We start from the raw sequence: 26,255 nt of genomic DNA on the forward strand, positions 1-26,255 counted from the left end.
TTTTTTTGCGTACTATTTATCTTCAATTATGCGTCTTTTTGACGGAACTGTTATAATAATCGAGTAACATCACTTGAAGAAAAGAGGGGGAACGATAACGATGCCATTACAATTTTTGTTAGGTGCTGGTCAAAACGATTCGGTAGAACGAATGGTCCAAACTGCGGAAGATTGGTTAAAACAAAATATAGAGAATCGTGTGTTTTTCATAGTCCCCAATTATAATAAATTTGAGCAAGAGATTCATCTCTTGTCAGCTATGAAGAAGGGGAACCACACAACAGAATTCAGTACGATACGCACACAAGTTTTTAGTTTCCAGCGACTTGCTTGGTATTTTTTACAGCGAGATGGACAGGTTCCTGGAAATATTTTATCAGAAGCTGGAAACGCAATGATTTTGCGAAAAATTCTGAAGGAACAACAAGAAGAATTAACGATTTTTCGCGGAGAAGTAAATAAAACAGGATTTATTCAACAATTGGCAAGTTTTTATCAAGAGATGCAAATTGGAAATTTATCGGTAGAGGACTTAGCCGAAAGTGGAAGCGACCAAGATCAAGTATTGAAATTACAAGATCTGAAAAAAGTATTTGCTGCGTATGAGGACGCATTGCTTGAATACAATGTAGCGAACGAAGACCCGCTACAGTTGCTGCATACGTATTTAGAGAGTCAAAATTTGTCAAACTGCCTGTTTATCGTAAGTGGGTTTACGCGATTTAATGCACAAGAGTTAACTATTTTAACTACATTGATGACTTGTGGAGAGCTATTTGTTTCGTTAGAGCTTGACCGTCCATATCCTAACGAAGAACCGAATCCTTTGAATTTATTCGCGGACCCTGGAAAAACATATCATCAGTTGAAGAGTCAGGCAGACATTCAAAAAATTCCCGTTCGTACAGATCAATTTTGTCTTAAAAAAACTTCAGTATTCAATCAAGTAGGAGAGTTTTGGGCAAATCAGAAAACGAGCGACTTAGCCCATACGAATCAACTAAAGATTACTAAATACGCCACGATCGCCGATGAAATTCGTAAAGTTGGCGAAGAAATTCGTCGATTAGTCAGGGAAGAGGGGTATCGTTATAACGATATTCAAATTTTGCTTCGCAAGCCGCAATTTTATAATAGTGTTTTGCCTGATGTATTTAATAAATTGGACGTCCCGTTTTATTTAGATGAGACGCAAGAGATGGCGGCACATCCGTTAATCGAGTTTTTACAGGCTCTTTTTTTAATGGATAATTACCATTATCGGATTAACGATGTTTTTCGAATGCTCCGTACAGAGCTGTTCGCGCCATTCGATTGGGCGAAGGACGCGTGGTTGGCTGAACAACAACGCTACAGGGAAATGATTGATTTAACAGAAAATGTTTGCTTGGCCTATAATTTTAGAGGCAGCGCGTGGACAAAAGAGGCAAACTGGGAGTTTGTTGATTACGATTTCGAAGCAGAGGTTTTTAAGGATGCAAAGGAATTAGAGTCAACAACAAATGAGGTTCGCCGTTCCGTACAACAAACCGTCCCAGATTTTTTTAAGAAAATAAAACAAGCTGAAAACGGAGTAGAAGCTGCCACGATTTTTTATCACTTCATGGAAGCCAGCGGTGTAAAACGCCAATTGTTGTATTGGCGAGACCAAGAAGTTTCTAAAGGAAATCTTGATAAAGCTCGAAATCATGAGCAAACATGGCAAGCGCTTCTAGATCTTTTGGACGAGTATGTATTGATCTACGGCCACGATTCATTTGAGTGGGAAACTTTCCAGGAAATCTTTTTAGCAGGATTAATGAATCTGACATATGGGAAGATTCCAACCGCCATTGATCAAGTTCGCGTCAACGATTTAGAACTAGCGCGAGTAGATCAGATGAAAGTCACTTTTGCTATTGGCTTAAACAACAATGATTTTCCAGCTCGTTTTGATGACAAGGGTCTTTTGACTGCTGAGGAACGTGTTGCTTTTAATCAAAACCTGCCTGAAGGAAAGTTCTTACCGGAAAGCAATAGCTCAAAAGTAAATCGAGAACCTTTTCTGGCCTATTCAGTTTTTTTGTCTGCAACGGATAAGCTTTATTTGAGTGTAGCGACTACTGTAGACGGAGAGAAGAAGTTAGAAGTTTCTTCCTTTTTGAAGCAATTAAGCCAAGGCCTCCATCTTTCAATTAAAGAAAATGAATCCCTACAATTGATGAGTTTACCTGAAAACCATTTAGGAACGATTCGAACACTGCTTTCTGACCTTATTGCTCTCAATCGAATGGCACAGGATGAAAATCGTCCGTTACTGCCTGCTTGGAGAGAGTTGCAAAAATTTATTCAAAATAGCACCATCGCTCCAATGGCACAACGAGTTTTTAAAAGCTTACAAGATTTAAATGTCCCGCGTGCATTGCTTCCCGAAACAGCCGAACGCTTGTATGGGAAGAATCTTTATGTTTCAGTTTCACGGATTGAAAACTTTTATAACTGTCAGTATAAATATTTTGCGAACTTTGGATTGGGTTTAAAGGAGCGCACAGTATACGGATTAACTCCAGCAGCTGCGGGAGATTTCTACCATGAAGCATTGGATCATTTTTTCCGTTTGATAAAAGAACAAGGAATTCGATTGGCAGAGTTAAATGAAGCAGAGCGTAACCGATTAGCCGATCAAGTATTGAAAGACGTTTTCGGTGAGTTAAAATTTGCAATTTTGTCTAGTTCAGCACGAATGAACTACATTCGATACCAATTGTCACGCACGATACAAAAAGTCAGTTGGGGATTGGTTCAGCAAGGAATGCGTACAAGTTTTGAACCCCAACAAACCGAGGTTGTTTTTGGCTCTATCGGTGGCGAAAAAGGAATTCCGGGAATTAAATTGCCTCTTTCAAATGGTGGTGAAGTCTCGATCCGAGGGAAAATCGACCGATTGGATCAACTAAGCAGTGAAGAAAGTGACTGGCTAAGTGTTATTGACTATAAGTCGAGTCCGCATAGTTTTAATGTAGCAGATGCCTATTATGGTATCGCCTTGCAATTGATTACGTACTTGGATGTAGCGGTAACCGATTTTAGTCAGGCAAATGACAAGCAAATAAAACCAGCAGGGGCCTATTACCTCCATGTTCATAATCCTGTTCTAAAGGATCCTAAAAATGTCGAAAAAGATATGCTAAAAGCCTATCAATATGATGGCTTGTTTGCAAAAGAGCCGGAGCTATATGATCAGTTAGATCAGAGCTTGCTGGAAAAAGAAAATTCTTTATTGTTCCCAATAAAAAAAGATAAAAATGGACAAACTGTAATCGTGTCACAATCTAAGGATAAGTTTTACGACTTAGATGAAATGGAGCTTTTACGACAATACAATCGAGAAAAAATCCAAAAGGCTGGTAATCAGATTGTTTCCGGAGAAATTAAATTAAATCCGAGTTACAAGGATAATCAACGAATCGCTTGTCAATATTGTCCATTTCGCAGTGTTTGTAAATTTGATGCCATGCTGAAAGAAAATAATTACCACCGCTTAGAGAAGCTCTCAAAAGAGGAAGTTTTGAAACGAATGGAGGACGAACTACATGACAACTAATTTTCCTATCCCTCCAAAGGCGCCAAACGAAATGTACACCGATTCTCAGTGGCAGGCGATTTACGACCAAGGAACCAACTTGTTAGTATCCGCCTCTGCTGGATCTGGAAAAACTGCTGTGCTGGTCCGTCGCGTGATCGAGAAAATCAAACGACAACAATTATCATTAGACCAGCTTTTAGTTGTGACATTTACTGAAGCAGCGGCCAGTGAAATGAAGGAGCGTATCCAAACTGCGCTGCAAGAAGCAATCAACGAGGAAACGGATCAAGCTTTAAAGAATCATTTTACCCGGCAATTAACGTTACTGCCGATGGCGAATATTTCAACGCTGCATTCATTTTGTTCTAAAGTAATTCAGCGTTTCTTCTATCTAATTGATCTAGATCCGAGTTACCGAATGCTGACAGACGATACAGAAACGATCTTACTAAAAGAGGATGTGTGGGATGAGCTGCGGGAAACGTTTTACGAAGAAAATCAGGAAATCTTTTATCGTTTAACTGAAAATTTTTCAAATGATCGAAGTGATAGCGGATTAGAGGATTTGATTCTTTCCATGTACGAATTTGCCCGGGCAAATCCCAATCCTTTTGAATGGTTGGAAGGGTTAGTAGATAATTACCGAGTGGAAAGTCTCGTTGATTCCGATTTATTTAAGAATGTTATTTGTCCGCAAGTCTTAGAGACTCTAAAAGAGATAGAACAAACGTATCAATGGATGATCACTGCTAGTCAGGGAACCGAAGACCTATTAAAAATCCATGAACTTGCAGAAAAAGAATGGGCGATAACTAAACGCATTGCGCAGCTAGTGACAGAAGGCCATCTGGATGAGGCATTCACTACATTTGAGATGATGAAATTTACTGCATACCCTTCTCCAAGAAAAAAAGAGGTGAAGGAGCTTTATGGAGATGTCATAGCCGAATGTAAAAACTATCGTGACCAAGCAAAGCAAGGTTTGACAAAAATCAAAGAGATGTATTTTTCCGTTTCACCTGAAGAACAGGTAGCACGTCTTTTAGAAGCCCTGCCGATTGTTGAAGAATTGGTTCGAGTGGAAAAACTTTTTATTGATGAGTATTCAGCTAAAAAACGTGAAAAAGGAATGTTGGATTTCAACGATCTTGAACATTTTACCTTACAAATCTTGCAGGCAGAAGTCGATGGAAACAAACCAGCAGAGCTATATTATCAGAAACGGTTTGCTGAAGTCCTGGTTGATGAATATCAAGATATTAATCAATTACAAGAAACAATCTTGCGTTGCTTAAGTTCGGATTTCCCAGGAAATCTTTTCATGGTGGGCGATGTGAAGCAATCCATCTATGGGTTTCGTTTAGCTGATCCGACATTATTCATCGAAAAGTATCATGATTTTGCTGAGGAAAACGGTGGACGCAGAATTATATTAGCAGAAAATTTTCGTTCCCGAAAAGAAGTCCTTGATTTTACGAACTTAATCTTCACGCAGCTGATGGACCAAAAAGTCGGTCAAATAGAATACGATAAACAGGCGGAATTGATTAATGGATTTTCTGCATTTCCAGAAACGGATACTTTTTCACCAGAAGTATTGATCTATCAAAAAAATGGGGATGTGCCAGAATGGATAGAAGATAAATCCATGGGTGAGATTTTTATGACAGCATCTAAGATTCGACAACTAATCGACGGAAAATTTGAAATTTACGATAAGAAATTAAAGGCGATGCGGCCTGTCCGTTATGAGGACATCGTCATGTTAACACCAACGAGAAGTAATAATTTAACAATCTTAGAAGTATTTAAGCAGTTAGGGATTCCGTTAGCAATCAACGACACTCAAAATTATTTTCAATCGACGGAATTAAGAGTGATGATTTCTTTACTACAAATTATTGACAATCCCTATCAGGATATACCTTTAGCCGCCGTATTACGATCGCCGATTGTTGGACTTCAAGAGGAGGAGTTAGCACAGATTCGACTAGTTCTTCCGCAAAAAGAGTACTATCAAGCAGTAAAGAAATATATAGAAGACAATGAGGATTCTGTAGCTGAGAAACTTGAACTATTTATTTCGCAATTAAATGATTGGCGGGAATATGCTCGACGTGAAGCATTAGCGGATTTGCTAGTAAAAATTTACAATGAAACAGCCTATTTGGATTATGTTTTAGGAATGCCCGCTGGTCAGCAACGACACGCCAATTTATTAGCACTGATTGAGCGAGCAAAAGATTATGAACGAAGCAGCTTCCGCGGATTGTATCAATTTATCCGATTTATTGAGAAGATGCAGGAGAAAGATAAAGACCTCGGTGAACCGCCGACTGAAGAGCTTCAAGACGCGGTAAGGGTGATGACGATCCACGGAAGTAAAGGGTTGGAGTTCCCGATTGTATTCCTAATGGATATGAGTAAAAGCTTCAATGTGCAAGATACTCGTAAAAATTATGTTTTCGATGAACGATTGGGTTTGGGTGTAAAATTACTAACGCCAGATGTGAGAATTAGGAAGGATACATTGCTTTTCCAAACAGTTAAGCAAAAGAACTTGAATAAATTATTGTCAGAAGAAATGAGAAAGCTTTATGTTGCTCTTACGCGTGCGGAACAAAAATTATTTTTAGTAGGTTCTTATGACGATGAAGAAGCAGCGTTTAAGGAATGGCGCAAAGGCGCATTGAACGACACGCTCGTTTTAGATGCCGGACTTAGAAGCGGTCAAAAAAGCAATTTCTTGGAATGGGTAGGACTCACATTATTCAGGCATCCTATCATGGAGCAGTATCAAAAAGAGTATGCAGTAACGCATCCAGTTGCTCTGAAACAACATCCAGCGGTCTTTAAAATAGATTTTATAGATCCGCAAAAAATCGCCGAAGAGGTTCAAAGTTATCTTCCTGAAATTAAAACACTGGATATCCCGCAAGGCGCCATTAATGTTCAGCCTATAAAGACAAAGCTTATTTATGAATATCCTTACCCCGAGGCAACTCGAACGACAAGTTATCAATCTGTTTCTGAACTGAAACGTTTATATGATGACCCTGATAATCGAGAGCCTTTGGATTTGACCACGAAAACTGCGCCTACACAGTACCGATTTACTGAAACAGAGCTAGGCGAACCAAAATTTTTAGGAACTAAAAGAGAAGTCTCTGCTGCTGAAATTGGAACAGCGACGCATTTAATTATGCAGCTATTACCTGTTCATAAAGCTCCCGAAAGTGATACAATTCGTGAGTTGATTGATGAATTAGTTTCTCGTCAGACGCTGACACATGAAATTGCCGAAAGAATTTCAGTTGAAAGTATCCAAAATTTCTTTGAATCAGAGATCGGGCAATTTGTGATTCAGCATGCCAGTCGGCTACATCGTGAGGAACCCTTTGCGATGCTGCTGCCTGCAGATCAATTGTTTCAAGACTATCAAAATCAAGACGAGATTTTGATCCACGGGATTATTGATGGGTATTTAGAGTTTGAGGATAAATTGATTCTATATGATTTAAAAACAGACTACTATACGCCAGAAAGAGAAGGACAATTGCTCACTCGCTATCGCGGACAGCTAAATTTATACAAAGAAGCCCTTGAAAAAGCAAAGAAAAAACCTGTCAAAGCAGCATACCTTATTTTCTTACAAGGAGACAAAGCAATTGATTTGTTAAAAACTCCTTAGTGCTAGGCAAGTTATACTTATAAAAGGTAAGTGATGTGCTATACTCTCTCTATCGAGGTGAGAATTATGGAACAAGTAGAAGTAATGGACTTTTCACTCTGTCCAAAATTTGAGAAAGGTTTTCAAATTTTAGGCAAAAAATGGAACGGTTTGATTATTGATGTATTGTTAGAAGGTGGACCTCAAAGATTTGTCGATATTGCTGCGATGATTCCAGACGTCAGTGATCGTGTATTGACTGAGCGGTTAAAAGAGTTAGAAGCAGAAGGTATCGTAGGTCGAGTGATCTCCTGTGGAAGTCAAAAACGAATGGATTATTGTCTGACGAAAAAAGGCGAAGCTTTAAAAACAGTGATGAAGGAAATTCATCAGTGGGGCGATACATGGATTACAGACTCAGAATGTAGTTGATAAATTTTTTGATTTCTTGTAGTATTGGGATAGTCAATTGAATAGTTTAAAAAGCGTTGATGGAAAAGAGTAGTCTTTTTGATCTTTAAGGGAATGTCTGTCGTTGACTGTGAGCAGGCTAAGAAGAGAAAAGATGAAGTTCACTTCTGGAGCTTGTCGTAAGACCGGCATAGCCGTTAAAAAGTGAGAGCGTCAGCTTATGTTTTGTTGACGAATTAGGATGGTATCGCGAGACCTCGTTCCTTTGTGGAACGGGGTCTTTTTTTTGCGAGTTTCTCTTCATATCTCGTAAGCGAAAAGAAACTGTCGGCTCTTCACTATGTGGTATTAGACTAAGTCGTGACAGGGATAGGAGTCCATTTAATTTATTTATAATTTGATAGATCATTCGTTGAGGTCTATCTTTTAAAGCAATAGGGAAAGGAAGAAAACAATGAGTTTACAAGAGCAATTAGAAAAACTAAAAAGCCAAACGTTAGAAAAAATCAATGCCGCTGAAGAACTTTCCAATGTGGAAACGATTCGTGTTGAAACGTTAGGAAAAAAAGGACCGATTACGGAAGTATTAAGAGGGATGCGTGATCTTTCAGCCGAAGAGCGGCCGAAAGTCGGTGCCTTCGCTAATGAAATACGAGACCTTTTGACGAAAGCCGTTGAGGAAAGAAAAGCGATTTTGACGGAGCGTGCACTAGAGAAGCAATTAGCAGCAGAATCTTTAGACGTAACCTTACCAGGTAAAAAAGTTTCTTATGGAACGCGCCACGTATTAACTCAAATTATGGAAGAAATCGAAGATACATTTGTCGGCATGGGGTACCAGGTAGTTGAAGGAACAGAAATAGAATCTGATCATTATAACTTTGAACGTATGAATTTGCCTAAAGATCACCCTGCTCGTGATATGCAAGATACCTTTTATATTTCTGATGATGTGTTGCTACGCACCCATACTTCGCCTGTTCAAGCTCGCACGATGGAAAAACACGATTTCTCTAAAGGTGCGCTTCGCATGATCTCGCCAGGAAAAGTTTTCCGTCGCGATACAGACGACGCGACCCATAGCCACCAGTTCCATCAAATCGAAGGATTAGTGGTTGATAAAGGGATTACGATGGGTGACCTGAAAGGAACCTTGGAAGTATTGTTAAAAGAATTATTTGGTGCAGATCGAAAAATTCGTTTACGGCCAAGTTACTTTCCATTTACTGAGCCTTCTGTTGAAGTGGACGTCAGCTGCTTTAAATGCGGAGGAAAAGGATGTAACGTCTGCAAATATACTGGCTGGATTGAAATTCTAGGTGCCGGCATGGTTCATCCCGATGTATTAGAAATGTCAGGGATAGATTCAAAAGAATATTCTGGCTTTGCATTCGGGTTAGGTCCAGATCGAATTGCCATGTTGCGTTATGGAGTCAATGATATTCGAAATTTCTATTTAAACGATGTTCGTTTCTTGGAACAATTCAAGGGGGAGTAAGTAACAATGTTAGTGTCATATAAATGGTTAAATGAATATGTCGATGTGAAAGATGTCGCACCGAAAGAGTTAGCTGATCGTCTTTCATTGACAGGAATTGAAGTAGAAGGTTTAGAATCACCTGAAGAAGGTCTGAAAAAGATTGTTGTCGGTGATGTCAAAGAATGCATTCCACATCCTGATTCGGATCATCTTTCTGTCTGCCAAGTGGATATCGGTGAAGACGAGTTGTCTCAAATCGTCTGTGGCGCACCAAATATTAAAGCGGGTGTTAAAGTGATTGTTGCATTGCCAGGATCTCGTATCGCTGGAAATGTGAAAATCAAAAAAGGAAAAATGCGCGGCCAAGTTTCTAATGGGATGATTTGTTCTTTACAAGAAGTAGGATATAGCGATTCCATGATTCCTAAAGAATATGCGGAAGGTATTTATTATTTACCATCTGATGCAATCGCAGGGGAACCTGTTTTTTCATACTTGGAGATGGATGATACAATTATCGACTTGTCAATCACACCTAATCGCGCAGATGCTTTGAGCATTCGCGGCGTTGCACATGAAGTAGCGGCTATTTGCGATAAAAAAGTGAACTTTCCCGCTGTAGAATTAAAAGAAGCATCTGAAAAAGCAAGTGATCGAATCAAAGTTTCAGTGACTGACACAAAAGACGCGCCGCACTATGAAATCCGCATTATTGAGGATGTAAAAATTGGTCCAAGTCCACAATGGCTGCAAAATCGTTTGATGAACGAAGGCATTCGCCCGATTAGTAATGTGGTGGATGTAACGAATTATATCTTACTGTTGTTTGGTCAACCATTGCATGCGTTTGATTATGACAAATTAGGCAGCAAAGAAATTAAGGTTCGTCGCGCAAAAGAAAATGAACCATTAACTACGTTAGACGGCGTAGAACGGACGTTGAATTCAGAAAACATTGTCATCACGAACGGAGATATTCCTGTCGCATTAGCTGGTGTCATGGGAGGGTTGGATTCAGAAATTTCTGATGAAACCACTACTGTTGCGTTGGAAATGGCAATGTTTGATCATACATTAGTTCGTCGCACCTCACAAAGCTATAATCTTCGAAGTGAAGCTTCGATGCGTTTTGAAAAAGGGATCAATCAAGGAGAAATCAGTTTAGCTGGCGAAGTAGCGGCAGCAATGATCGCGGAATTAGCAGGAGGAAAAGTACTTCAAGGTGCAGTCAAAGGCAGTGAAGTTCATCCTGAAAACGTTGAGGTAAGCACGACACTTGAGAAAGTCAATCGCTTCTTAGGGACAGAGTTGACTCAAGATCAAGTCACGACTATTTTCCATTTACTTGGTTTCGATTCAAACGTACAAAACGGCGTTACAACGGTCAGTGTTCCTCCGCGTCGTTGGGACATTACGATTGAAGCAGATTTAATGGAAGAAATCGCACGTATCTACGGGTATAATAATTTGCCTTCGACATTACCAGAAGGGCAAACTGTTGCTGGCTTTTTAACTGGCGCTCAAAAAGCTACGAGAAAAGTAAGAAGTCTCTTAGAAGGTGCTGGATTAACTGAAGCTATTAGTTATGCACTGACTACGGAAGAGAAAGCCCAACAATTCTTGTTGAAGGAAAGCAAAGTAACGCGTGTAGCGTGGCCAATGAGTGAAGAACGTTCTACTATGCGGCTAAATTTAATCAGTGGAATGCTGGAAGATTTAGCTTACAATGTAGCTCGTAAGAATAATGATGTAGCTTTTTATGAGATTGGGCATGTTTTCTATCAAAATAATGATCCTAAAAAAGATCTACCGATTGAAGAAAACCATGTTGCAATTGCTGTAACAGGGAATGTAACTAATAAAAATTGGTCAGGAAACGCAGAGTCGTATGATTATTATGCGGTGAAGGGGCAAGTAGAAGAATTAATTGAAGGATTAGGACTTACAAAAGAAATTTCATATAAGTCTATTCAAATGACTGAAATGCATCCCGGTCAAACGGCGGGTATCTTTTTAGGGGAAACGTTGATTGGGTTTGTCGGTCAAGTGCATCCTAAAATGGCCTCAAATTATGAATTAAAATCGGCATATGTAGCTGAACTAAATCTGGAAGCTTTGATAGAAACTGAGAAAGCTCCTTTAGTCTTGGAAGCAGTATCTAAATACCCGGCTGTGAGTCGAGATATCGCAATGCTAGTAGAAGAAACAAATACAAATGCAGAGATTGCTGAAGTAATTAAAGCTGCTGCAGGAAAATTCTTAACAAAATTACAAGTATTCGACGTGTATCAAGGCGCAAATATCGAGGCGGGTAAAAAATCTATGGCCTACAATTTAACATTTGTAGATCCTCAAGCAACGTTAACTGACGAAGAAATCAACCGTATCATGAATAAAGTAACGAAGAAGCTAGAAGAAAAATTACAAGCCGTTATTCGCTAAAACATAAACAGCCCTCAAGTTTTCTTTGAGGGCTGTTTTTTTACCAGTATTTAAAAAGCAGTTTAGCTTGCTTGTACTTCACTCGTTACAATGACATCAACACCGGTGCCTAAAAGGTTCTCAATTGCAATGTCACCAATTTGAACGGGGGCTTTTAATTGAACGTTGTTTATTTCTTTCATCGCCGTTAATACAGCATTTTTTGGTATCCCATCCGCCGTTTTTACAGAACAGAGACGAGTGTGTCCGTCATATACAGCAACAGTGGAAGTTACCACACGTACAGGATGAGTGGCTTCAGCTTTTCCATACTTTACGCCTTTATTGCAACTATGGCCGCTAACTTGATAATCGTTGGATTCATCCACCGTTAAATGGCAACCTTTTGGACACATAATGCAAATAAAATTCTTCATGTTTTTGACACCTCCTCCACGCACACTTCCATTTCTCCATTCTTAACTTTGTCTAACACTTTTCTCGATAATTTTATTTTTTCCATTTCACCGGGAACGATATAACTTTTTTTCTGCTTTGCTATAATTTCACCTTGTGATTTTACCAAAATTTGACTGTCGTCAAATACTTGATTGACGCGGAAGAATAGTTCAATTCTTCGATCAATATTTTCTTGACGAATATGTTGTGGTACCACATAGGTTACGTGAGCACCATTTTTCACGGCAAGCATTGTCTCTGTTTTTTGTTTGTGATTCAAAATAAATGAAGCTGCTGAATTTCCTGCTCTTATGCTTTCAGCAGTAACAAAATCAACGAGATCATGAACATGTACGACATTGCCACATGCGAAAATTCCTGGAACAGAGGTTTCCATATTCTCATATACAAACGGACCATTTGTTTTTGAATCTAGCGCTAATTGGGCGTCACGGCTAAGTTCGTTCTCTGGAATCAATCCAACAGACAATAGAATTGTATCGCAATCAAAAATTCTTTCCGTACCAGGTATAGGCTGTCGTTTTTCATCTACTTCGGCGACAACGACTTGTTCTACACGACTTTTTCCACGAATGTCCGTAATTGTGTGGGAGAGATAGAGGGGGATATCATAGTCATCTAAGCACTGGACAATGTTTCTAGTTAATCCCCCGGAATAAGGCATCACTTCAATACAGGCTAAAACCTCGGCACCTTCTAAAGTCATTCTTCGAGCCATGATCAGTCCAATGTCTCCTGACCCTAAAATAATGACTTTTTTCCCAACGAGGTAGCCCTCCATATTGACATATCGCTGAGCGGCCCCCGCAGTGAAAATGCCTGCAGGGCGGCTACCAGCGATTCCTATTGCACCGCGAGTCCGTTCACGGCAACCCATAGCGAAAACGATTGCTTTTGACTTCAAAATCTGATAACCCGCTTCTTTATTGACAATATGAACTTCTTTCTCTTTAGTAACCTCTAGAACCATCGTATCCAACAGGACTTCAATAGTTGTTTGATGAATTTTTTTAATAAAACGGTCTGCATATTCAGGTCCAGTCAATTCTTCCTTGAAGTAATGCAAACCAAATCCGTTATGAATACATTGATTCAAGATACCGCCTAATTGTTGATCCCGCTCAATAATTAAAATATCATTGATCCCATTTTCATAAGCTGCCATGGCTGCAGCCAATCCAGCAGGACCGCCGCCGATCACAATCAAATCATGCATGTTTGTATCCACCTTTCGTTTCCTCTACTAGGAGGTAGCTGCCTTCACGATCTTGTAAGATTTCTAATAGAGACTCTTTTAATTCATCTGCTAAGATTTCAACCACTCTTGGCCCACAAAAGCCACCCTGACAGCGTCCCATGCCAGCGTTGCATCTGCGCTTGATTCCATCCACTGAAACGGGAGGAATAGGGGAGTGAGCAGCAGCTCTGATTTCACCCTCAGTGATTGTTTCGCAGCGGCAAATCACTCGACCATAGTCTTTATTGTCAGAAATAAGACTATTTTTTTCATCGAGACTGAGTTCTTGGAAAACAATTTTTTTACGAGAATCTATAAATGATTGTTTTTTATCAAACTTTTTTTGAACAGATTTTTCAAGTAACGAGATACCATAAACAGCAATTGCGGGTGCAGAGGTGAGTCCAGGAGACTTAATGCCAGCTAAATCAATAAAACCAAAATCTGCTTCTTGTAAAACAAAATCATCTGTAGAATTATTTGCTCGAACGCCTGAAAAATTCCGAATAGATTGGCGCAAATTCAAAGCAGGAATCGATTTTTTTGCTAAATTCGCAACAAAATTTAAACCTTGGACCGTGTTGCCGGTATCTCTTCCAGTATCCAGTTCGTCTTTAAAGATTTTTTCAGAATTCGGCCCGACGACTAAATTCCCATGAACAGTAGGGCTGATTAAAACACCTTTACCAACACTAGAAGGGCACTGGAAAATCACATGGTTGACTAGCGATCCTTCTGATTTATCTAGTAAATAATACTCTCCGCGATTTGGAGTAATTTCAAAATTAGGAGCAGCAATCATAGTATGAATATCATCTGAATGGATACCGGCGGCATTGAATACATATTTTGTTTGATACTGTCCTTGATTTGTTGTTATTTTGTAACCCGCTTGATTTTTTTCGATGGCCATCACACGGTTATTTCGTGCAATTTCTACACCGTTAGTTACTGCAGTTTCTGCTAATGCCAAACAAAATTCCCACGGATTAACAATTGCGGCAGTTGGAGCAAACAATGCTCCTAATGCATTTTCGGAAAGATTTGGCTCCTTCTCTAACAATGCTTTTTGATCCAATACTTCTAAACCGGGCACGCCATTCTGTACGCCCCGTTCATAAAGCAATTCGACGAGAGACAATTCTTCATCTGAAAAAGCAACGACAAGTGAGCCGATTTGATCATAGTGAACAGAAAGCTTTTTACAGAGTTCTTTTGCGCGTTCAGCGCCTTCAACATTTAATTTTGCCATAAGAGAGCCTGGTTCAGGGTCAAAACCCGCGTGCATTATAGCGCTGTTGGCTCTGGTAGCGCCTAAGCTGACATCATTTTCAGCCTCTAATACTAATGTCTTCAGGGAATACTTACTCAGTTCATAGGCAGTCGCGGCACCAACGATTCCGCAACCGATTACAATTACATCATACATAGATTTTCCTCCTAAATCGTCTATTAATTCGAATTGACGTACGACAAAAAAGAGTATAGTGAACAAGCACCAATGTTTGTTGGTGTTTGTTGCTATACTCTTTTTATCTCTAGCGGTATTAAGTTACCTGTATTATAACACCTTTAAAGGTGTTCAACAATCCTAAAATCAAATCGACCAAAGAGCACTTGCGGTCGTGGAAATCGCAAGGGATCCAGCGCCTAAACCACCCATAATGTCTTCCTTATCTCGAATTAAGCCACCAACAATCAATGGTTTTTTTGAATGATGGACGAGTTCTTTGATAATTTTTGGAGAAACGCTTGGAAGAATTTCTACTACATCCGCTTCTGTGTATCCTAATTGACGCTCAACGTTTTCCAATGCAGATGAATCTAACAAAAAGAAACGTTGGATCGTTAGCAGATGATGTCTCTTCGCGTGTCTTATAATAGAAGGTTTTGTGGAAATGATTCCATCAAAAGAGGTGACTTGTTTAATATAATCGATGGCCGTTTCATCAGAAGACAATCCTTTCACCAAGTCAGCATGTAGAATAGCTGTTTTTCCCCGCTCTTTAATTTTCTTTGATAGATCGGCTAGTTCTAATAAATGAGATTGAAGAATAAAAATGACTTCCGCTTCTGAGTTTAATGCAGCATCAAAGTCTATTTGATTTTTTGTTGCAGCTATCACTGGTGAGGCTTCCAATTTTTGATACAACTCGTGAATGTTCATCTACAATAACCCCTTATTTATTTTCACCTTTATTTTAACATGACATAAAAAGAAGAAAAAGAGATCTTTATAGGGCTGAGCTCTGAACGAATGAAAAAAACTACTCAACCTTTCAAAGCTGAGTAGTAAGAGGCATCTCGTTTTCTATTCTATTTCTCGGGTTAATAGGATCGTTCTACCAATTGCTTGGTAACATTTTCGATTAGTTTTTTATTACCGCCATCGGGCAGCTCCTGAATTTCCCGTAAAGCTTTTTTTGTCAGCATTTCGGCAAAATCAAGCGCGCCCGTCATCCCGCCGGATATGGAAACATCTTTTGCTAACTGAATCAGTTCTTTATGCGTTAATGCTTCGGGATTTTTCAAATATGGACGAATAATCTCTGGCTGGTTGTCACGAGCAATGAGAAGGGGAAGCGTATAAATACCTTGTTGCACATCAGTCAATACTGGTTTTTGACTATTTTCTAAATCAAGTGAGAAGTTCAGTATATCGTCATATACTTGAAAAGCTAAGCCAATCGCTGATCCAATTCGTTTTGCGCGTGCTTGCAATTTCGCGTCTGCACCACCGAAATAAGCCCCTTCTTGACAACTAAGCCGTATTAGTTCGGCTGTTTTTCCGTTTATATTTCGCAGATAATCCCTAATCGTTTGATCAGGATTAAAGGTACAAGTCATTTGAGTTAGCTCACCTTGCAAGACTTTTTTCATTGTACGGGCGTTCTTCAAAAGAAAGGGGGTATGGCTCATAGATTCAGCAAGCAGTTCAAAATAACTAGTATACATAAAATCTCCGGTGTAAACAGCAATATCTTTTCCAAATCGTGATTGAATGGAAGGCATCGCTCGGCGCGTGGGAGAGTCATCAATAATATCATCGTGGACAAGTGTAGCAGAATGCAATAATTCTAATGAAGCGGCAACTTTAACTAACTGTTCTTGATCCTTGTTCTCTCCAAAATCAGCGAAAAGAAAGAAGAGTGCCGGTCGAATCATTTTTCCTCCTGTAGAAGAAAATTTTGTGACGGCCTCTTCAATCGATTTATTATTAATAACAAGTCTTTGTGATATTAAATTTTTAACTTGCATTAAATTTTCTTGTATTTCAGGGTATTCATTCCAATAGTCTGACATAGTGGCTCCTTCTAACAACGTTTTCAAGTTTATTTTATCGCATGGCTGGTAGAAAGACTACTAGAATGCTTGATTAATCTTTCGTGAGACGAAACACATAAAACGTAAGCAAATCTTTTGAAGAAAAAGTATAAAAATAGCATAATGAATAGGAAAAAGAAAATAACGAAAGTAGGGTGAAATGACTTTAACCGTTTTCCTGGAACTCGTGGAATTTAAAGCGAAAACCGCGAGCGTCCTGCCTTTTTTTATTGGGATTTGTTTTAGCCTGTATAATTTTCACAAACTTCATTTAGGGTTAGTTCTGTTATACTTTGTCGCCATGTTCATTTTTAATATGGCAGTTGACATATTGGATAATTATAACGACTATCACCACGCGACGGAAATTCACGACTATAGAGAAAAAACCAATATTATTGGAAGAGAAAGTTTAGATATTAAACTAGTTTTTCGGATGATGATCGGGATGATCATTATTTCAGCACTTATTGGAGTCGGTTTGACGTTAGTAGTTGGATGGCCTTTTTTATTGATGGGGTTATTTTGTTATGGGGTCGGAATCTTTTATTCTTCCGGTCCCAAACCTTTATCGAGCCTTCCACTAGGTGAAGTTTTTTCGGGATTCACTATGGGATTTATGATCACTTGTTTGTGTGTTTATTTAAATACGTACGAGGTATTTCAATGGAATTTTACTAATATCACTGCTATTTTTTTGATTTCCTTACCTAATACGTTGTGGATCGCAAATTTGATGCTAGCGAACAATATCTGTGATTTAGAAGAAGACGAAATGAACAATCGCTTTACTTTGGTCCATTATTTAGGAAAAAGACGTGCAATCCGTTTATTCGAGATAATGAACTTGGCTGCTTTTTTAGCCATCTTGCTATCGGTGATTTTAGGAATCGCCCCGTGGTCAATGCTGGGGACATTTTTAGTTGCACCATTTATTTATCACCAGATACAATTATTTCTTGCTAAACAAGTGAAACGGGAGACGTTCATTTGTGCAGTAAGAATTTTAGCGGTAGGGGCTGCCGCACAAGTCATCAGCTTTGCATTGACGTTTCTATTTTAAGAGGGGGAGACAGAAATGAAAGAAATAATTATTTTAGGCGCAGGTTACGCAGGATTACGCGCGCTGCATGTATTACAAAAGTCCGGAGCGGATGTGCATATCACGTTGGTGGATCGAAACGATTATCACTACGAGTCGACAAGTTTGCATGAAGTTGCAGCCGGTACACAACCGGACGAAAAAATCTGCTATAAAATCAAAGACGTTGTAAATTCCAATAAGACAACGTTTATCCAGGACACAGTAGAGAAAATCGATACCGAACAGAAACAGGTATATTTGGAAAATAAAACCCTCCAATATGATTACCTAATTGTCGCATTAGGGTTCCAATCTGAGTCCTTCGGTATTCCAGGTGTGAAGGAAAACTCCTTAGAAATGGTGGATGTTAGAACTGCCGATCAAGTGCATAAACACATTGTAGATCAAATGAAGAAGTACAAGGAAACTAAAAACGAAGAATATCTCCGTATCGTTGTTTGTGGTGCTGGTTTTACCGGTATCGAGTTGGTAGGGGCTTTGGTGGAAGGCAGCAAGGCTTTTGCTGATATTGCTGGAGTAAAACCTGAAGAAATTCAAATTTATTGTGTCGAAGCAGTGGACAAAATTTTACCAATGTTTAGCGAGAAACTTGGCAAGTATTGTATTGATCATTTGAATAAGTGGGATGTTAAGCTGCTTACAGGAAAACCAATCAAGAAAGTTGAACCCGGTGCTGTAATTTACCAAAATTCAAAAGATAATGAAAATGATTTAGTAGCTCTAAATGCGAAAACAATTATTTGGACAACGGGTGTCAGCGGCAGTCAAGTCATTGGCGAGTCTGGATTTGAAGAGCGTCGTGGTCGAGTAATGGTGAATCCAAACTTGACTGATCCAAAACATGATGACGTTTATTTGCTAGGTGATGTTTCAGCAGTTATGGACCCTGCTAGTAATCGTCCTTATCCAACCACAGCGCAAATCGCTTTGGCGATGGGATCATACGCTGGAAAAGATATCTTGAATCAATTAAAAGGACAGCCTAGCAAACCATTCTCGTTTAAGTCATTAGGATCTGTAGCTTCAATAGGAAATACGCATGCATTTGGCGTTGTTGGAAAAACAGAAGTTACTGCCTATCCAGCGTCATTCATTAAAAAGGCGATCATGGACCGCTCATTGTATGAAACAGGTGGCGTCAAAGAGGTTATGGCTAAAGGACGTTTTGATTTTTACCATTAAGTCGATAATTAAGGCAAGTAAAAAAACACTCGAAAATTTCGAGTGTTTTTTGTTTAACCAAAATAATTGATTCCCATTGCTTGTTTAACTTCTTTTAGAGTTTCAGCAGCAACAGCTTGCGCTTTCTCACTGCCTTCTTTCAACATTTCCATGATTGCATCAGGATCTTTCGCATATTCTTCGCGACGTGAACGAATTGGACCAAATTCAGCCTCCAAAACATCAATCAAGTAACGCTTGATTTTCACATCTCCAAGACCACCACGGCGATAATGTTCTTTCAACTCGCTGATTTTTTCTTTGTCTTTACCAAAGACATCCAAATACGTAAAGACCATATTTCCTTCTACTTGGCCTGGATCTTCCACATGGATATGATTTGGATCTGTATACATACTCATGACTTTTTTTGCTAAAACATCTGCAGAGTCCGCTAGATAAATACCATTTCCTAGAGATTTACTCATTTTTCCATTTCCATCAATCCCAGGAAGACGTCCTTGTCCTTTTTCAGGAAAAACACCTTTTGGCTCGATAAGAACATCGCCATAAGTATGATTGAAACTTTGAACAATTTCTTGCGTTTGTTCTAGCATAGGCTTTTGGTCTTCACCAACAGGAACTAAGTTGGCTTTAAACGCAGTAATATCGGATGCTTGAGAAACAGGATAAATAAAAAATCCTGTGGGTACGCTCTCGCCAAATTTCTTTTGTTCAATTTCAGATTTTACTGTTGGGTTGCGGCGTACGCGTCCAACACTTACTAAGTTTAGATAGTACATTGTTAATTCCGCTAATTCAGGAATTTGAGATTGAATAAATAGAGTCGACCGTTTCGGATCAAGACCTACTGCTAAATAATCCAACGCAACTTGCAAAATATTTGAAGAAACTTTATCCGGATTTTTGGCATTATCAGTCAGCGCCTGCATGTCAGCAACCATGATAAATAGTTTGTTTTCAGGATCTTCTTGCATACGTACACGATTTTTTAGAGAACCGACATAATGGCCCAAATGTAATTGTCCGGTTGGACGATCTCCAGTCAAAATGATATTTTTCATTAACTCACCTTTTCGTAAAATTCTTTCAATAGCTTCTTCAAATACTACCTTTTTTTGAGGAACATGACAACTCTTAACTAATTTTTTATCGAAAACGAGACCAATATCCATGTTAAAAAACATTACATGAAAACAGGAGTTAATAGAACTTTTTTTCTTGTACTTGAGTTTTTTTCTTTACAAAGTAAAAAAATTTAGCTTATAATTAAACCTACATTGGAAAAATTAGAATACGATAAGGAAAAAGAGGTGGCTTGACATGCCAATGGTCGAATTTAAGCATGTAGAGAAATACTATGGAAAGTTTCATGCCTTAAAAAATATTAACCTGTCTTTTGAAAAAGGTGAGGTCGTAGTAGTTATCGGACCTTCTGGTTCAGGAAAGAGTACCATGCTTCGATGCATTAATGGTTTAGAAGATATCTCTTCCGGCGAGTTACTAGTGAATGACAAAAATTTACATAGTAAAGAAGTTAAATTAAAAGACATTCGAAAAAATATAGGAATGGTCTTTCAACATTTTAATCTTTATCCTAATAAGACGGCGATAGAAAATATTACTTTAGCACCTATCAAGGTTTTGAAGCAATCCTCTGATGAAGCAACGAAGAGTGCAGAAAAATTATTGGATAAAGTAGATATGTTAGATAAGAAGGATTCTTACCCTTCGATGTTATCTGGAGGACAGCAGCAACGGATCGCCATCGCTCGCGGTTTAGCGATGAATCCCGATTTGCTGCTTTTTGATGAGCCGACATCCGCACTCGATCCAGAAATGATTGGTGACGTATTGAATGTCATGAAAAAAATAGCACGAGATGGTATGTCAATGATCGTCGTGACTCATGAAATGGGTTTTGCTAAAGAAGTAGCGGATCGGATTATATTCATGGCTGATGGTGAAGTATTAGAAGACACGCGAGATATCAAAGGATTCTTTGAAAAGCCAAAAGAGGAGCGTGCTCAGCTGTTTGTCAGCAAAGTAATTAATCATTAGGAGGCGGCTTATGTCGAAGATAAAAAAAATGATCTCCTTCCTTCTTCCGCTGCTGGTTATGCTAATGCTGTCAGGATGTAAAGGAGAAAGCGTAGCGAATGAAGATATTGCTACACGAATTAAAGAAGAGCCAACAATTATTTGGGGAGTAAAGTATGACACTCGCTTATTCGGTATGATGGATATCGAGACCCGAAAAGTGGAAGGCTTTGACATCGATATCGCCAAAGCCATTACAAAAGAGATTCTCGGTGAAAATGGCAAAGCTGAATTTGTTGAGGTAACCTCAAAAACCCGTATCCCATTACTTAAAAACGGGAACATTGATGCAATTATCGCTACTATGACGATAACTGAAGACCGAAAAAAAGAAGTTGATTTTTCTGATATCTATTTTGATGCAGGGCAGTCATTATTAGTTAAAAAAGGTAGTCATATAAAAGATATAAAAGATTTGACTTCTGATGATACTGTTTTAGCTGTCAAAGGCTCTACCTCTACAATTAATATCCGGAAACATGCACCAGATGCCAATATTCTAGAACTTGAAAATTACGCCGAAGCGTTCACTGCATTACAATCTGGGCAGGGGCAAGCTATGACTACGGATAATGCGATTTTATTAGGAATGGCTTCTGAAAATGATAATTATGAATTGACAGGTGGTGCGTTTACGAACGAGCCATACGGAATTGCTATCAATAAGGGACAAGAGGTATTTTTAAAAGAAGTAAATGGCGCGTTACGTAAAATGCATGACAATGGTACCTATAATGAAATCTTTGAAAAATGGTTCCCTGCAGATGCGGAAGGTCGAGCGAAAAAGGGGGCGCAGTTCTAATGGTACAATTATTTCAAACATTTTCTGGTGAATTTGCCAGCGGCTTTAAATTCACGATCTATGCTAGTTTATTAGCATTGGTTTTTAGTTTACTTATTGGAACACTTATGGCAATCCTGCAATTGTCTCATAACCGAATCATTCGTAGTTTAGCAAAGGCGTATGTCGCGTTCTTCCGAAATATTCCATTGTTAATCATTGTCATGTTCTTCTATGTAGTTGCACCAATGTATTTTTATAGTTTTGATGGTTTTCAAGCAGGAACAATCGGTCTGACGATATATACGTCTGCATTCATTGCCGAGACCGTTCGCTCTGGAATCCAAACTGTTCCAAACGGACAAATGGAAGCTGGTCTGTCTTCAGGATTCTCTTACTCAGAAACACTGCGTTATATTGTGCTGCCGCAAGCATTTAAAATTGTGGTACCACCTTTAGGAAACCAATTCATTAACTTGATTAAAAATTCTTCTATTTTGGCGATGGTGGCAGGATTGGATTTAATGTATCAAGGTGATTTGATTGCGAGCACAACTTTTAATACATTCGATACTTACATTATTGTCGGTTTATTCTATTTAGTTTTGACTTTACCCTTGTCTTATCTAATGAATTACTTAGATAAGAATTGGGCGAAAGCATAGAAAGGAGGGGTAAAAAATATGAATGGTGCTTTTTCATGGATTAATTTACGATTCCTTTTAGACGGTTTGTGGGTAACGATTCAAGTATCAGTGGTCTCAATTGTATTTAGTATGGTTTTAGGTGGCATTGCGGGAACTGTTCGATTTAGTAATGTTCCGTTCCTGTCAAAAATTGTAGGGATAATTGTTGATATCATTCGAAATTTACCGTTGTTACTAATCATCTTCTTCACCTATTTTGCTCTTCCGCAAATAGGGATTAAACTGAATATATTTTGGGCCGCGGTGGCAGCATTAACGATTTTTGAATCGGCAATGTTATCTGAAATTTTTCGCGCTGGACTCAACGCGGTTCCGAAAGGGCAAACCGAAGCGGGCATGTCTTCTGGATTGACTTACGTTCAGACGCTTATGGTGATTGTCTTTCCCCAAGCGTTTAAATCAATGCTGCCGGCAATTTTGAGTCAGCTAATTTCATTGATTAAAGATACCTCTTTGGCGGTAATTATTTCATTGCCGGAGCTGACACACAATGCTAGAATCATTTATGGACAAAATACAAATTATGTTATACCGATGTTTATTGCGATGACTGCGATGTACTTTGTTGTATGTTATGTACTATCACTTGTTTCTAGCTTCTTGGAAACAAGTAAATATAATTATTAAAAAAGTGAAGCTCTCTTCATTCCAGAAGAGAGCTTCACTTTGTTCGTATTGGTCAATTGTGCTTGATGCTGATTGAGAAAAGTTAACTTATTCTTTTTCTTTTTCAGTTTCACGTTCAGTTTTTTTCATTGCAGGATCTTCATAAACGGCTCCGGCTTGAGTTTTCCCAAGCTTCTCTAAAAGGCTTGGTTCAGGACTTTCTTGCTTTTCACTGTTGTGTTTCTCTGTTTCCTCTTCAGTTGCTTTTTTGGCAGGATCTTGATTTCGGTCACCAGCGGAAACTTTTCCAATAGTTTCGGTTAGTTTTTCTTTGTCCATTTTTGACCACCTCTCTCACAAATAGTTTAGCACTGATTGTTATCCTTTCAAAAGGAAACGCTTTTATTATACTAAGACTCTGGGGCTTGAAATATTTCTTTAAAAAGTGGAAAATAAGGTGATACTTGGAATCAGATAGGAATGAGCATTTTGTCAAATGAAAGACCAATTGGATTTATTGACTCTGGCGTAGGCGGTTTGACAGTGGTCAAAGAAGCAATGCGTCAGCTACCAAATGAAGAAATCTTATATCTTGGGGATACGGCAAGGTGCCCGTATGGTCCTCGACCAGCCGAACAAGTCATTAAGTTTACTTGGCAAATGACTCGTTTTTTATTGAGCAAAAATATTAAAATGCTTGTAATTGCTTGTAATACAGCCACGGCAGTAGCATTAGAGGAGATAAAAAATAGTGTAGATATACCAGTCATTGGTGTTATCCAACCTGGTTCACGTGCGGCGGTTAAGGCAAGTAAGACAGGCAGAGTTGGAATTATAGGAACATTGGGAACTGTGAAGAGTGGCTCTTATAAGCATGAGCTGCAGGAAAAAGCCCCCGAAATATATGTATCCAGCCTGGCTTGTCCCAAATTTGTACCAATCGTCGAAAGTAATCAATTTGAAAGCTCTGTAGCAAAGAAAATTGTATCGCAAACATTGGTGCCACTAAAAAAAGAAAAATTAGATACTTTGATTTTAGGCTGTACTCACTATCCATTGTTACGCCCAATCATCCAAAATGTAATGGGGCAACAGGTGACATTGATTGATTCAGGTGCGGAGACAGTGAACGATGTCAGTACGTTATTAGATTACTTCAATTTGAATAATTACGAACAAAATGGGCAGAAAACCCGAGTTTTTTATACGACTGGTTCACCTAAAATGTTCAAAGACATTGCTGGTGAATGGCTAGACATTAAAAATTTAAACGTAGCTCACATAGATTTAGGAGGAGAATAATTTGCGTCATGATGGAAGAACGATTCAACAATTACGACCGATCAAGATTGAAACGAATGTATTCAAGCATCCAGAAGGATCTGTTGTTATATCCTTTGGTGATACAAAGGTCATTTGCTCAGCAACATTAGAGGATTCTGTACCGCCGTTTTTACGGGGCAGCGAAACGGGTTGGGTAACGGCCGAATACAGTATGTTGCCAAGAGCGACAAACACACGGAATCGCCGTGAGAGTGCCAAAGGGAAAGTAACTGGAAGAACAATGGAAATTCAACGTTTGATAGGGCGTTCATTACGTGCAGTGGTTGACCTAGAGAAGTTAGGTGAGAAGAGTATCATCATCGACTGTGATGTGATTCAAGCGGATGGGGGCACCAGAACTGCCAGCATCACGGGCGGGTTTGTTGCATTACGACTAGCAATCAACAAGTTATTAGCAACTGGTGAGCTACTAGAAGACCCAATTAAGGAGCATTTAGCAGCAATTAGTGTTGGTATTTTACCGGATGGAACGATAGTCACTGATTTGGATTATTCGGAAGATTCGTCAGCAGCGGTTGATATGAACTTAGTCATGACTGAATCTGGACGTTTCGTGGAAATTCAAGGGACTGGCGAAGAAGCAACATTCGATGACGATGAGTTGAATGCACTAATTTTACACGGCAAAGCAGCTATTCAAGAATTGATTGCCTTTCAAAAAGAATCACTCTTCTCTGAAATTGAAACAGAAGAAAAAACGATTGTGATAGCCACGAGAAATCCTGGTAAAGCGAAAGAATTTGCTTCTTTATTTGGTAAAGGAGGGTATAAAACGAAAACATTATTAGATTATCCTGAGCTCCCTGATGTGGAGGAAACGGGTACAACTTTTGAAGAAAATGCTCGATTAAAAGCTGAAACAATTGCACAGATTTTACAGCAACCTGTATTAGCGGATGATTCAGGGTTAGTCGTGGATGCATTAAACGGAATGCCAGGAGTTTTCTCAGCACGATTTGCGGGGGAAAGAAAAAGCGATGCGGCTAATAACGCGAAGCTATTACATGAACTAACGGATGTTCCTGATGAGAAAAGGACAGCGCATTTTCATTGTACACTTGTTTTTGCAGCCCCTAAAAAAGAGAGTCTCGTGGTATCAGCCGATTGGAACGGCCGTATTGGGCGAATCCCTCAAGGAGAGAACGGGTTTGGCTACGATCCTTTATTTATCGTGCCGGGCTATGAAAAATCATCTGCTGAATTAACGAGTGAAGAGAAAAATGAAATAAGTCATCGAGGAATGGCTGTGAGAGAGTTAGAAAAAGTATGGAAAACTTGGTTGGAGGGAAATCAATGAAGTATTTAGTTGTTAGCGATAATCATGGAGACCGTAATATTCTGGTGGAAATTGTCAACCGCTACGTCAACATGGTGGATCATATGTTTCATTGCGGTGATTCGGAGCTAAAGGCGAGTGATGAATTGTGGGAACATTTTACTGTTGTTGCTGGAAATTGTGACTATGATCCGGGCTATAAAAAAGAACAAGTACTTTCAATTGGAAATGACATCATTTATATGACACACGGTCATTTATCAAATGTTCGATTTGGATTAACCATGCTTTCGTTGCAAGCCCAAGAAGTGGGTGCAACAATTGCTTTGTTTGGACATATTCATCAAGCTGTAGCTGAATATGACAAGAATATCTTGTTTGTAAATCCCGGAAGCATATCCCAACCTCGTGGACCTGTACAAATACCAAGTTATGCCATTATTGACAGTCAAGACGAAGAAATACACGTAACCTTCTACAATCGTGCACACCAACTAATCGAAGAATTAGCTGCAGATTTTAAACGATAGTTCCTAATTTTTATTAAACATTTGGATAAATAACGC

General features: G+C 39.0%; 21 protein-coding genes and 1 other annotated feature. Of the genes, 14 read left to right on the plus strand and 7 right to left on the minus strand.

Features of this window, described 5'->3' with window-relative positions; genetic code table 11:
• The first annotated feature begins 100 nt into the window (after positions 1–100).
• The 5 genes from I592_RS07290 (at position 101) to pheT (ending at position 11,568) form a co-directional block, all read left to right on the plus strand.
• On the plus strand, positions 101–3,583 hold the full coding sequence (locus I592_RS07290; RefSeq protein ID WP_010780850.1) for a PD-(D/E)XK nuclease family protein: 3,483 nt from the start codon (positions 101–103) through the stop codon (positions 3,581–3,583).
• A complete protein-coding gene (gene addA, locus I592_RS07295; protein ID WP_010780849.1) occupies positions 3,573–7,256 on the plus strand; it encodes a helicase-exonuclease AddAB subunit AddA in 3,684 nt (1,227 codons plus the stop codon). The genes I592_RS07290 and addA overlap by 11 nt, the downstream gene beginning before the upstream one ends.
• Positions 7,257–7,322: 66 nt before the next feature.
• Positions 7,323–7,667, plus strand: a complete 345-nt coding sequence (locus tag I592_RS07300) for a winged helix-turn-helix transcriptional regulator (protein ID WP_010780848.1) — start codon at positions 7,323–7,325, stop codon at positions 7,665–7,667.
• Positions 7,668–7,714: 47 nt separating this feature from the next.
• Positions 7,715–7,914, plus strand: a binding site (T-box leader).
• Between the two features lie 186 nt (positions 7,915–8,100).
• Positions 8,101–9,144, plus strand: coding sequence for a phenylalanine--tRNA ligase subunit alpha (gene pheS / locus I592_RS07305; protein ID WP_010780847.1), 1,044 nt, complete (start codon positions 8,101–8,103; stop codon positions 9,142–9,144).
• 6 nt (positions 9,145–9,150) lie between these two features.
• Complete coding sequence (gene pheT, locus I592_RS07310) at positions 9,151–11,568, plus strand: phenylalanine--tRNA ligase subunit beta (protein WP_010780846.1); 2,418 nt, start codon at positions 9,151–9,153, stop codon at positions 11,566–11,568.
• Between the two features lie 62 nt (positions 11,569–11,630).
• Here the strand turns inward: pheT and I592_RS07315 are convergent, their stop codons facing one another.
• The 5 genes from I592_RS07315 to I592_RS07335 all read right to left on the minus strand — a co-directional run bounded on the left by I592_RS07315 (position 11,631) and on the right by I592_RS07335 (position 16,567).
• The gene (locus tag I592_RS07315; protein WP_010780845.1) at positions 11,631–11,984 is read right to left on the minus strand and encodes a DUF1667 domain-containing protein; all 354 of its coding nucleotides are present in this window, start codon (positions 11,982–11,984) and stop codon (positions 11,631–11,633) included.
• On the minus strand, positions 11,981–13,243 hold the full coding sequence (locus tag I592_RS07320) for an NAD(P)/FAD-dependent oxidoreductase (RefSeq protein ID WP_010780844.1): 1,263 nt from the start codon (positions 13,241–13,243) through the stop codon (positions 11,981–11,983). The genes I592_RS07315 and I592_RS07320 overlap by 4 nt, the downstream gene beginning before the upstream one ends.
• On the minus strand, positions 13,236–14,693 hold the full coding sequence (locus I592_RS07325; protein ID WP_010780843.1) for an NAD(P)/FAD-dependent oxidoreductase: 1,458 nt from the start codon (positions 14,691–14,693) through the stop codon (positions 13,236–13,238). The genes I592_RS07320 and I592_RS07325 overlap by 8 nt, the downstream gene beginning before the upstream one ends.
• A 168-nt stretch (positions 14,694–14,861) precedes the next feature.
• On the minus strand, positions 14,862–15,431 hold the full coding sequence (locus I592_RS07330) for a glycerol-3-phosphate responsive antiterminator (protein WP_010780842.1): 570 nt from the start codon (positions 15,429–15,431) through the stop codon (positions 14,862–14,864).
• Between the two features lie 161 nt (positions 15,432–15,592).
• Positions 15,593–16,567, minus strand: a complete 975-nt coding sequence (locus I592_RS07335; protein ID WP_010780841.1) for a polyprenyl synthetase family protein — start codon at positions 16,565–16,567, stop codon at positions 15,593–15,595.
• A gap of 181 nt (positions 16,568–16,748) precedes the next feature.
• Here I592_RS07335 and I592_RS07340 point away from each other — a divergent pair, with 181 nt between their 5' ends.
• Together I592_RS07340 and I592_RS07345 are read left to right on the plus strand one after the other, a co-directional pair.
• The gene (locus I592_RS07340) at positions 16,749–17,651 is read left to right on the plus strand and encodes a prenyltransferase (protein WP_010780840.1); all 903 of its coding nucleotides are present in this window, start codon (positions 16,749–16,751) and stop codon (positions 17,649–17,651) included.
• A 15-nt stretch (positions 17,652–17,666) separates the two neighbouring features.
• Positions 17,667–18,875 (plus strand): NAD(P)/FAD-dependent oxidoreductase, encoded by a 1,209-nt coding sequence (locus I592_RS07345; RefSeq protein ID WP_010780839.1) that lies wholly within the window; start codon positions 17,667–17,669, stop codon positions 18,873–18,875.
• Between the two features lie 53 nt (positions 18,876–18,928).
• On the opposite strand, the gene trpS is transcribed toward I592_RS07345, so the two are convergent.
• Positions 18,929–19,939 carry a tryptophan--tRNA ligase gene (gene trpS, locus I592_RS07350; RefSeq protein WP_044926502.1) on the minus strand — a complete coding sequence of 337 codons (1,011 nt, stop codon included), beginning with the start codon at positions 19,937–19,939 and terminating at the stop codon, positions 18,929–18,931.
• Between the two features lie 259 nt (positions 19,940–20,198).
• Between trpS and I592_RS07355 the strand changes: the two genes are divergently transcribed.
• Genes I592_RS07355 through I592_RS07370 form a run of 4 tightly spaced genes read left to right on the plus strand, consistent with a single transcriptional unit; the run spans position 20,199 to position 23,090 of the window.
• Entirely contained in the window at positions 20,199–20,936 is a 738-nt protein-coding gene (locus I592_RS07355; protein ID WP_010780837.1) for an amino acid ABC transporter ATP-binding protein, read from the plus strand.
• 10 nt (positions 20,937–20,946) lie between these two features.
• Positions 20,947–21,777: a transporter substrate-binding domain-containing protein gene (locus I592_RS07360; RefSeq protein WP_010780836.1), complete on the plus strand. Its 831-nt coding sequence runs from the start codon at positions 20,947–20,949 to the stop codon at positions 21,775–21,777.
• The gene (locus tag I592_RS07365) at positions 21,777–22,421 is read left to right on the plus strand and encodes an amino acid ABC transporter permease (RefSeq protein ID WP_010780835.1); all 645 of its coding nucleotides are present in this window, start codon (positions 21,777–21,779) and stop codon (positions 22,419–22,421) included. The genes I592_RS07360 and I592_RS07365 overlap by 1 nt, the downstream gene beginning before the upstream one ends.
• Positions 22,422–22,439: 18 nt before the next feature.
• The gene (locus I592_RS07370) at positions 22,440–23,090 is read left to right on the plus strand and encodes an amino acid ABC transporter permease (protein WP_010780834.1); all 651 of its coding nucleotides are present in this window, start codon (positions 22,440–22,442) and stop codon (positions 23,088–23,090) included.
• A gap of 87 nt (positions 23,091–23,177) precedes the next feature.
• Here I592_RS07370 and I592_RS07375 read toward each other — a convergent pair whose 3' ends face one another.
• Positions 23,178–23,408: a hypothetical protein gene (locus I592_RS07375; protein WP_010780833.1), complete on the minus strand. Its 231-nt coding sequence runs from the start codon at positions 23,406–23,408 to the stop codon at positions 23,178–23,180.
• Positions 23,409–23,558: 150 nt separating this feature from the next.
• On the opposite strand from I592_RS07375, the gene racE reads away from it, so the two are divergent.
• Genes racE through I592_RS07390 form a run of 3 tightly spaced genes read left to right on the plus strand, consistent with a single transcriptional unit; the run spans position 23,559 to position 26,219 of the window.
• Entirely contained in the window at positions 23,559–24,371 is an 813-nt protein-coding gene (racE, locus tag I592_RS07380; RefSeq protein WP_044926142.1) for a glutamate racemase, read from the plus strand.
• A 1-nt stretch (position 24,372) separates the two neighbouring features.
• Positions 24,373–25,710 (plus strand): ribonuclease PH, encoded by a 1,338-nt coding sequence (gene rph / locus I592_RS07385; RefSeq protein WP_010780831.1) that lies wholly within the window; start codon positions 24,373–24,375, stop codon positions 25,708–25,710.
• Positions 25,707–26,219 carry a metallophosphoesterase gene (locus I592_RS07390; protein ID WP_010780830.1) on the plus strand — a complete coding sequence of 171 codons (513 nt, stop codon included), beginning with the start codon at positions 25,707–25,709 and terminating at the stop codon, positions 26,217–26,219. Before rph ends, I592_RS07390 begins: the two co-directional genes overlap by 4 nt.
• Positions 26,220–26,255 lie beyond the last annotated feature (36 nt).

Source organism: Enterococcus gilvus ATCC BAA-350 (assembly GCF_000407545.1).
In the GTDB taxonomy this organism is placed as follows: domain Bacteria; phylum Bacillota; class Bacilli; order Lactobacillales; family Enterococcaceae; genus Enterococcus_A; species Enterococcus_A gilvus.

Coding starts and splice junctions, on each gene's coding strand:
- I592_RS07315 (WP_010780845.1), bottom strand. CDS start 11,984: ATGAAGAATTTTATTTGCATTATGTGTCCAAAAGGTTGCCATTTAACG.
- I592_RS07340 (WP_010780840.1), top strand. CDS start 16,749: ATGACTTTAACCGTTTTCCTGGAACTCGTGGAATTTAAAGCGAAAACC.
- I592_RS07355 (WP_010780837.1), top strand. CDS start 20,199: ATGCCAATGGTCGAATTTAAGCATGTAGAGAAATACTATGGAAAGTTT.
- I592_RS07325 (WP_010780843.1), bottom strand. CDS start 14,693: ATGTATGATGTAATTGTAATCGGTTGCGGAATCGTTGGTGCCGCGACT.
- I592_RS07330 (WP_010780842.1), bottom strand. CDS start 15,431: ATGAACATTCACGAGTTGTATCAAAAATTGGAAGCCTCACCAGTGATA.
- I592_RS07370 (WP_010780834.1), top strand. CDS start 22,440: ATGAATGGTGCTTTTTCATGGATTAATTTACGATTCCTTTTAGACGGT.
- I592_RS07375 (WP_010780833.1), bottom strand. CDS start 23,408: ATGGACAAAGAAAAACTAACCGAAACTATTGGAAAAGTTTCCGCTGGT.
- I592_RS07360 (WP_010780836.1), top strand. CDS start 20,947: ATGTCGAAGATAAAAAAAATGATCTCCTTCCTTCTTCCGCTGCTGGTT.
- I592_RS07300 (WP_010780848.1), top strand. CDS start 7,323: ATGGAACAAGTAGAAGTAATGGACTTTTCACTCTGTCCAAAATTTGAG.
- I592_RS07365 (WP_010780835.1), top strand. CDS start 21,777: ATGGTACAATTATTTCAAACATTTTCTGGTGAATTTGCCAGCGGCTTT.
- I592_RS07320 (WP_010780844.1), bottom strand. CDS start 13,243: ATGCATGATTTGATTGTGATCGGCGGCGGTCCTGCTGGATTGGCTGCA.
- addA (WP_010780849.1), top strand. CDS start 3,573: ATGACAACTAATTTTCCTATCCCTCCAAAGGCGCCAAACGAAATGTAC.
- I592_RS07390 (WP_010780830.1), top strand. CDS start 25,707: ATGAAGTATTTAGTTGTTAGCGATAATCATGGAGACCGTAATATTCTG.
- trpS (WP_044926502.1), bottom strand. CDS start 19,939: ATGAAAAATATCATTTTGACTGGAGATCGTCCAACCGGACAATTACAT.
- I592_RS07335 (WP_010780841.1), bottom strand. CDS start 16,567: ATGTCAGACTATTGGAATGAATACCCTGAAATACAAGAAAATTTAATG.
- pheT (WP_010780846.1), top strand. CDS start 9,151: ATGTTAGTGTCATATAAATGGTTAAATGAATATGTCGATGTGAAAGAT.
- I592_RS07290 (WP_010780850.1), top strand. CDS start 101: ATGCCATTACAATTTTTGTTAGGTGCTGGTCAAAACGATTCGGTAGAA.
- pheS (WP_010780847.1), top strand. CDS start 8,101: ATGAGTTTACAAGAGCAATTAGAAAAACTAAAAAGCCAAACGTTAGAA.
- I592_RS07345 (WP_010780839.1), top strand. CDS start 17,667: ATGAAAGAAATAATTATTTTAGGCGCAGGTTACGCAGGATTACGCGCG.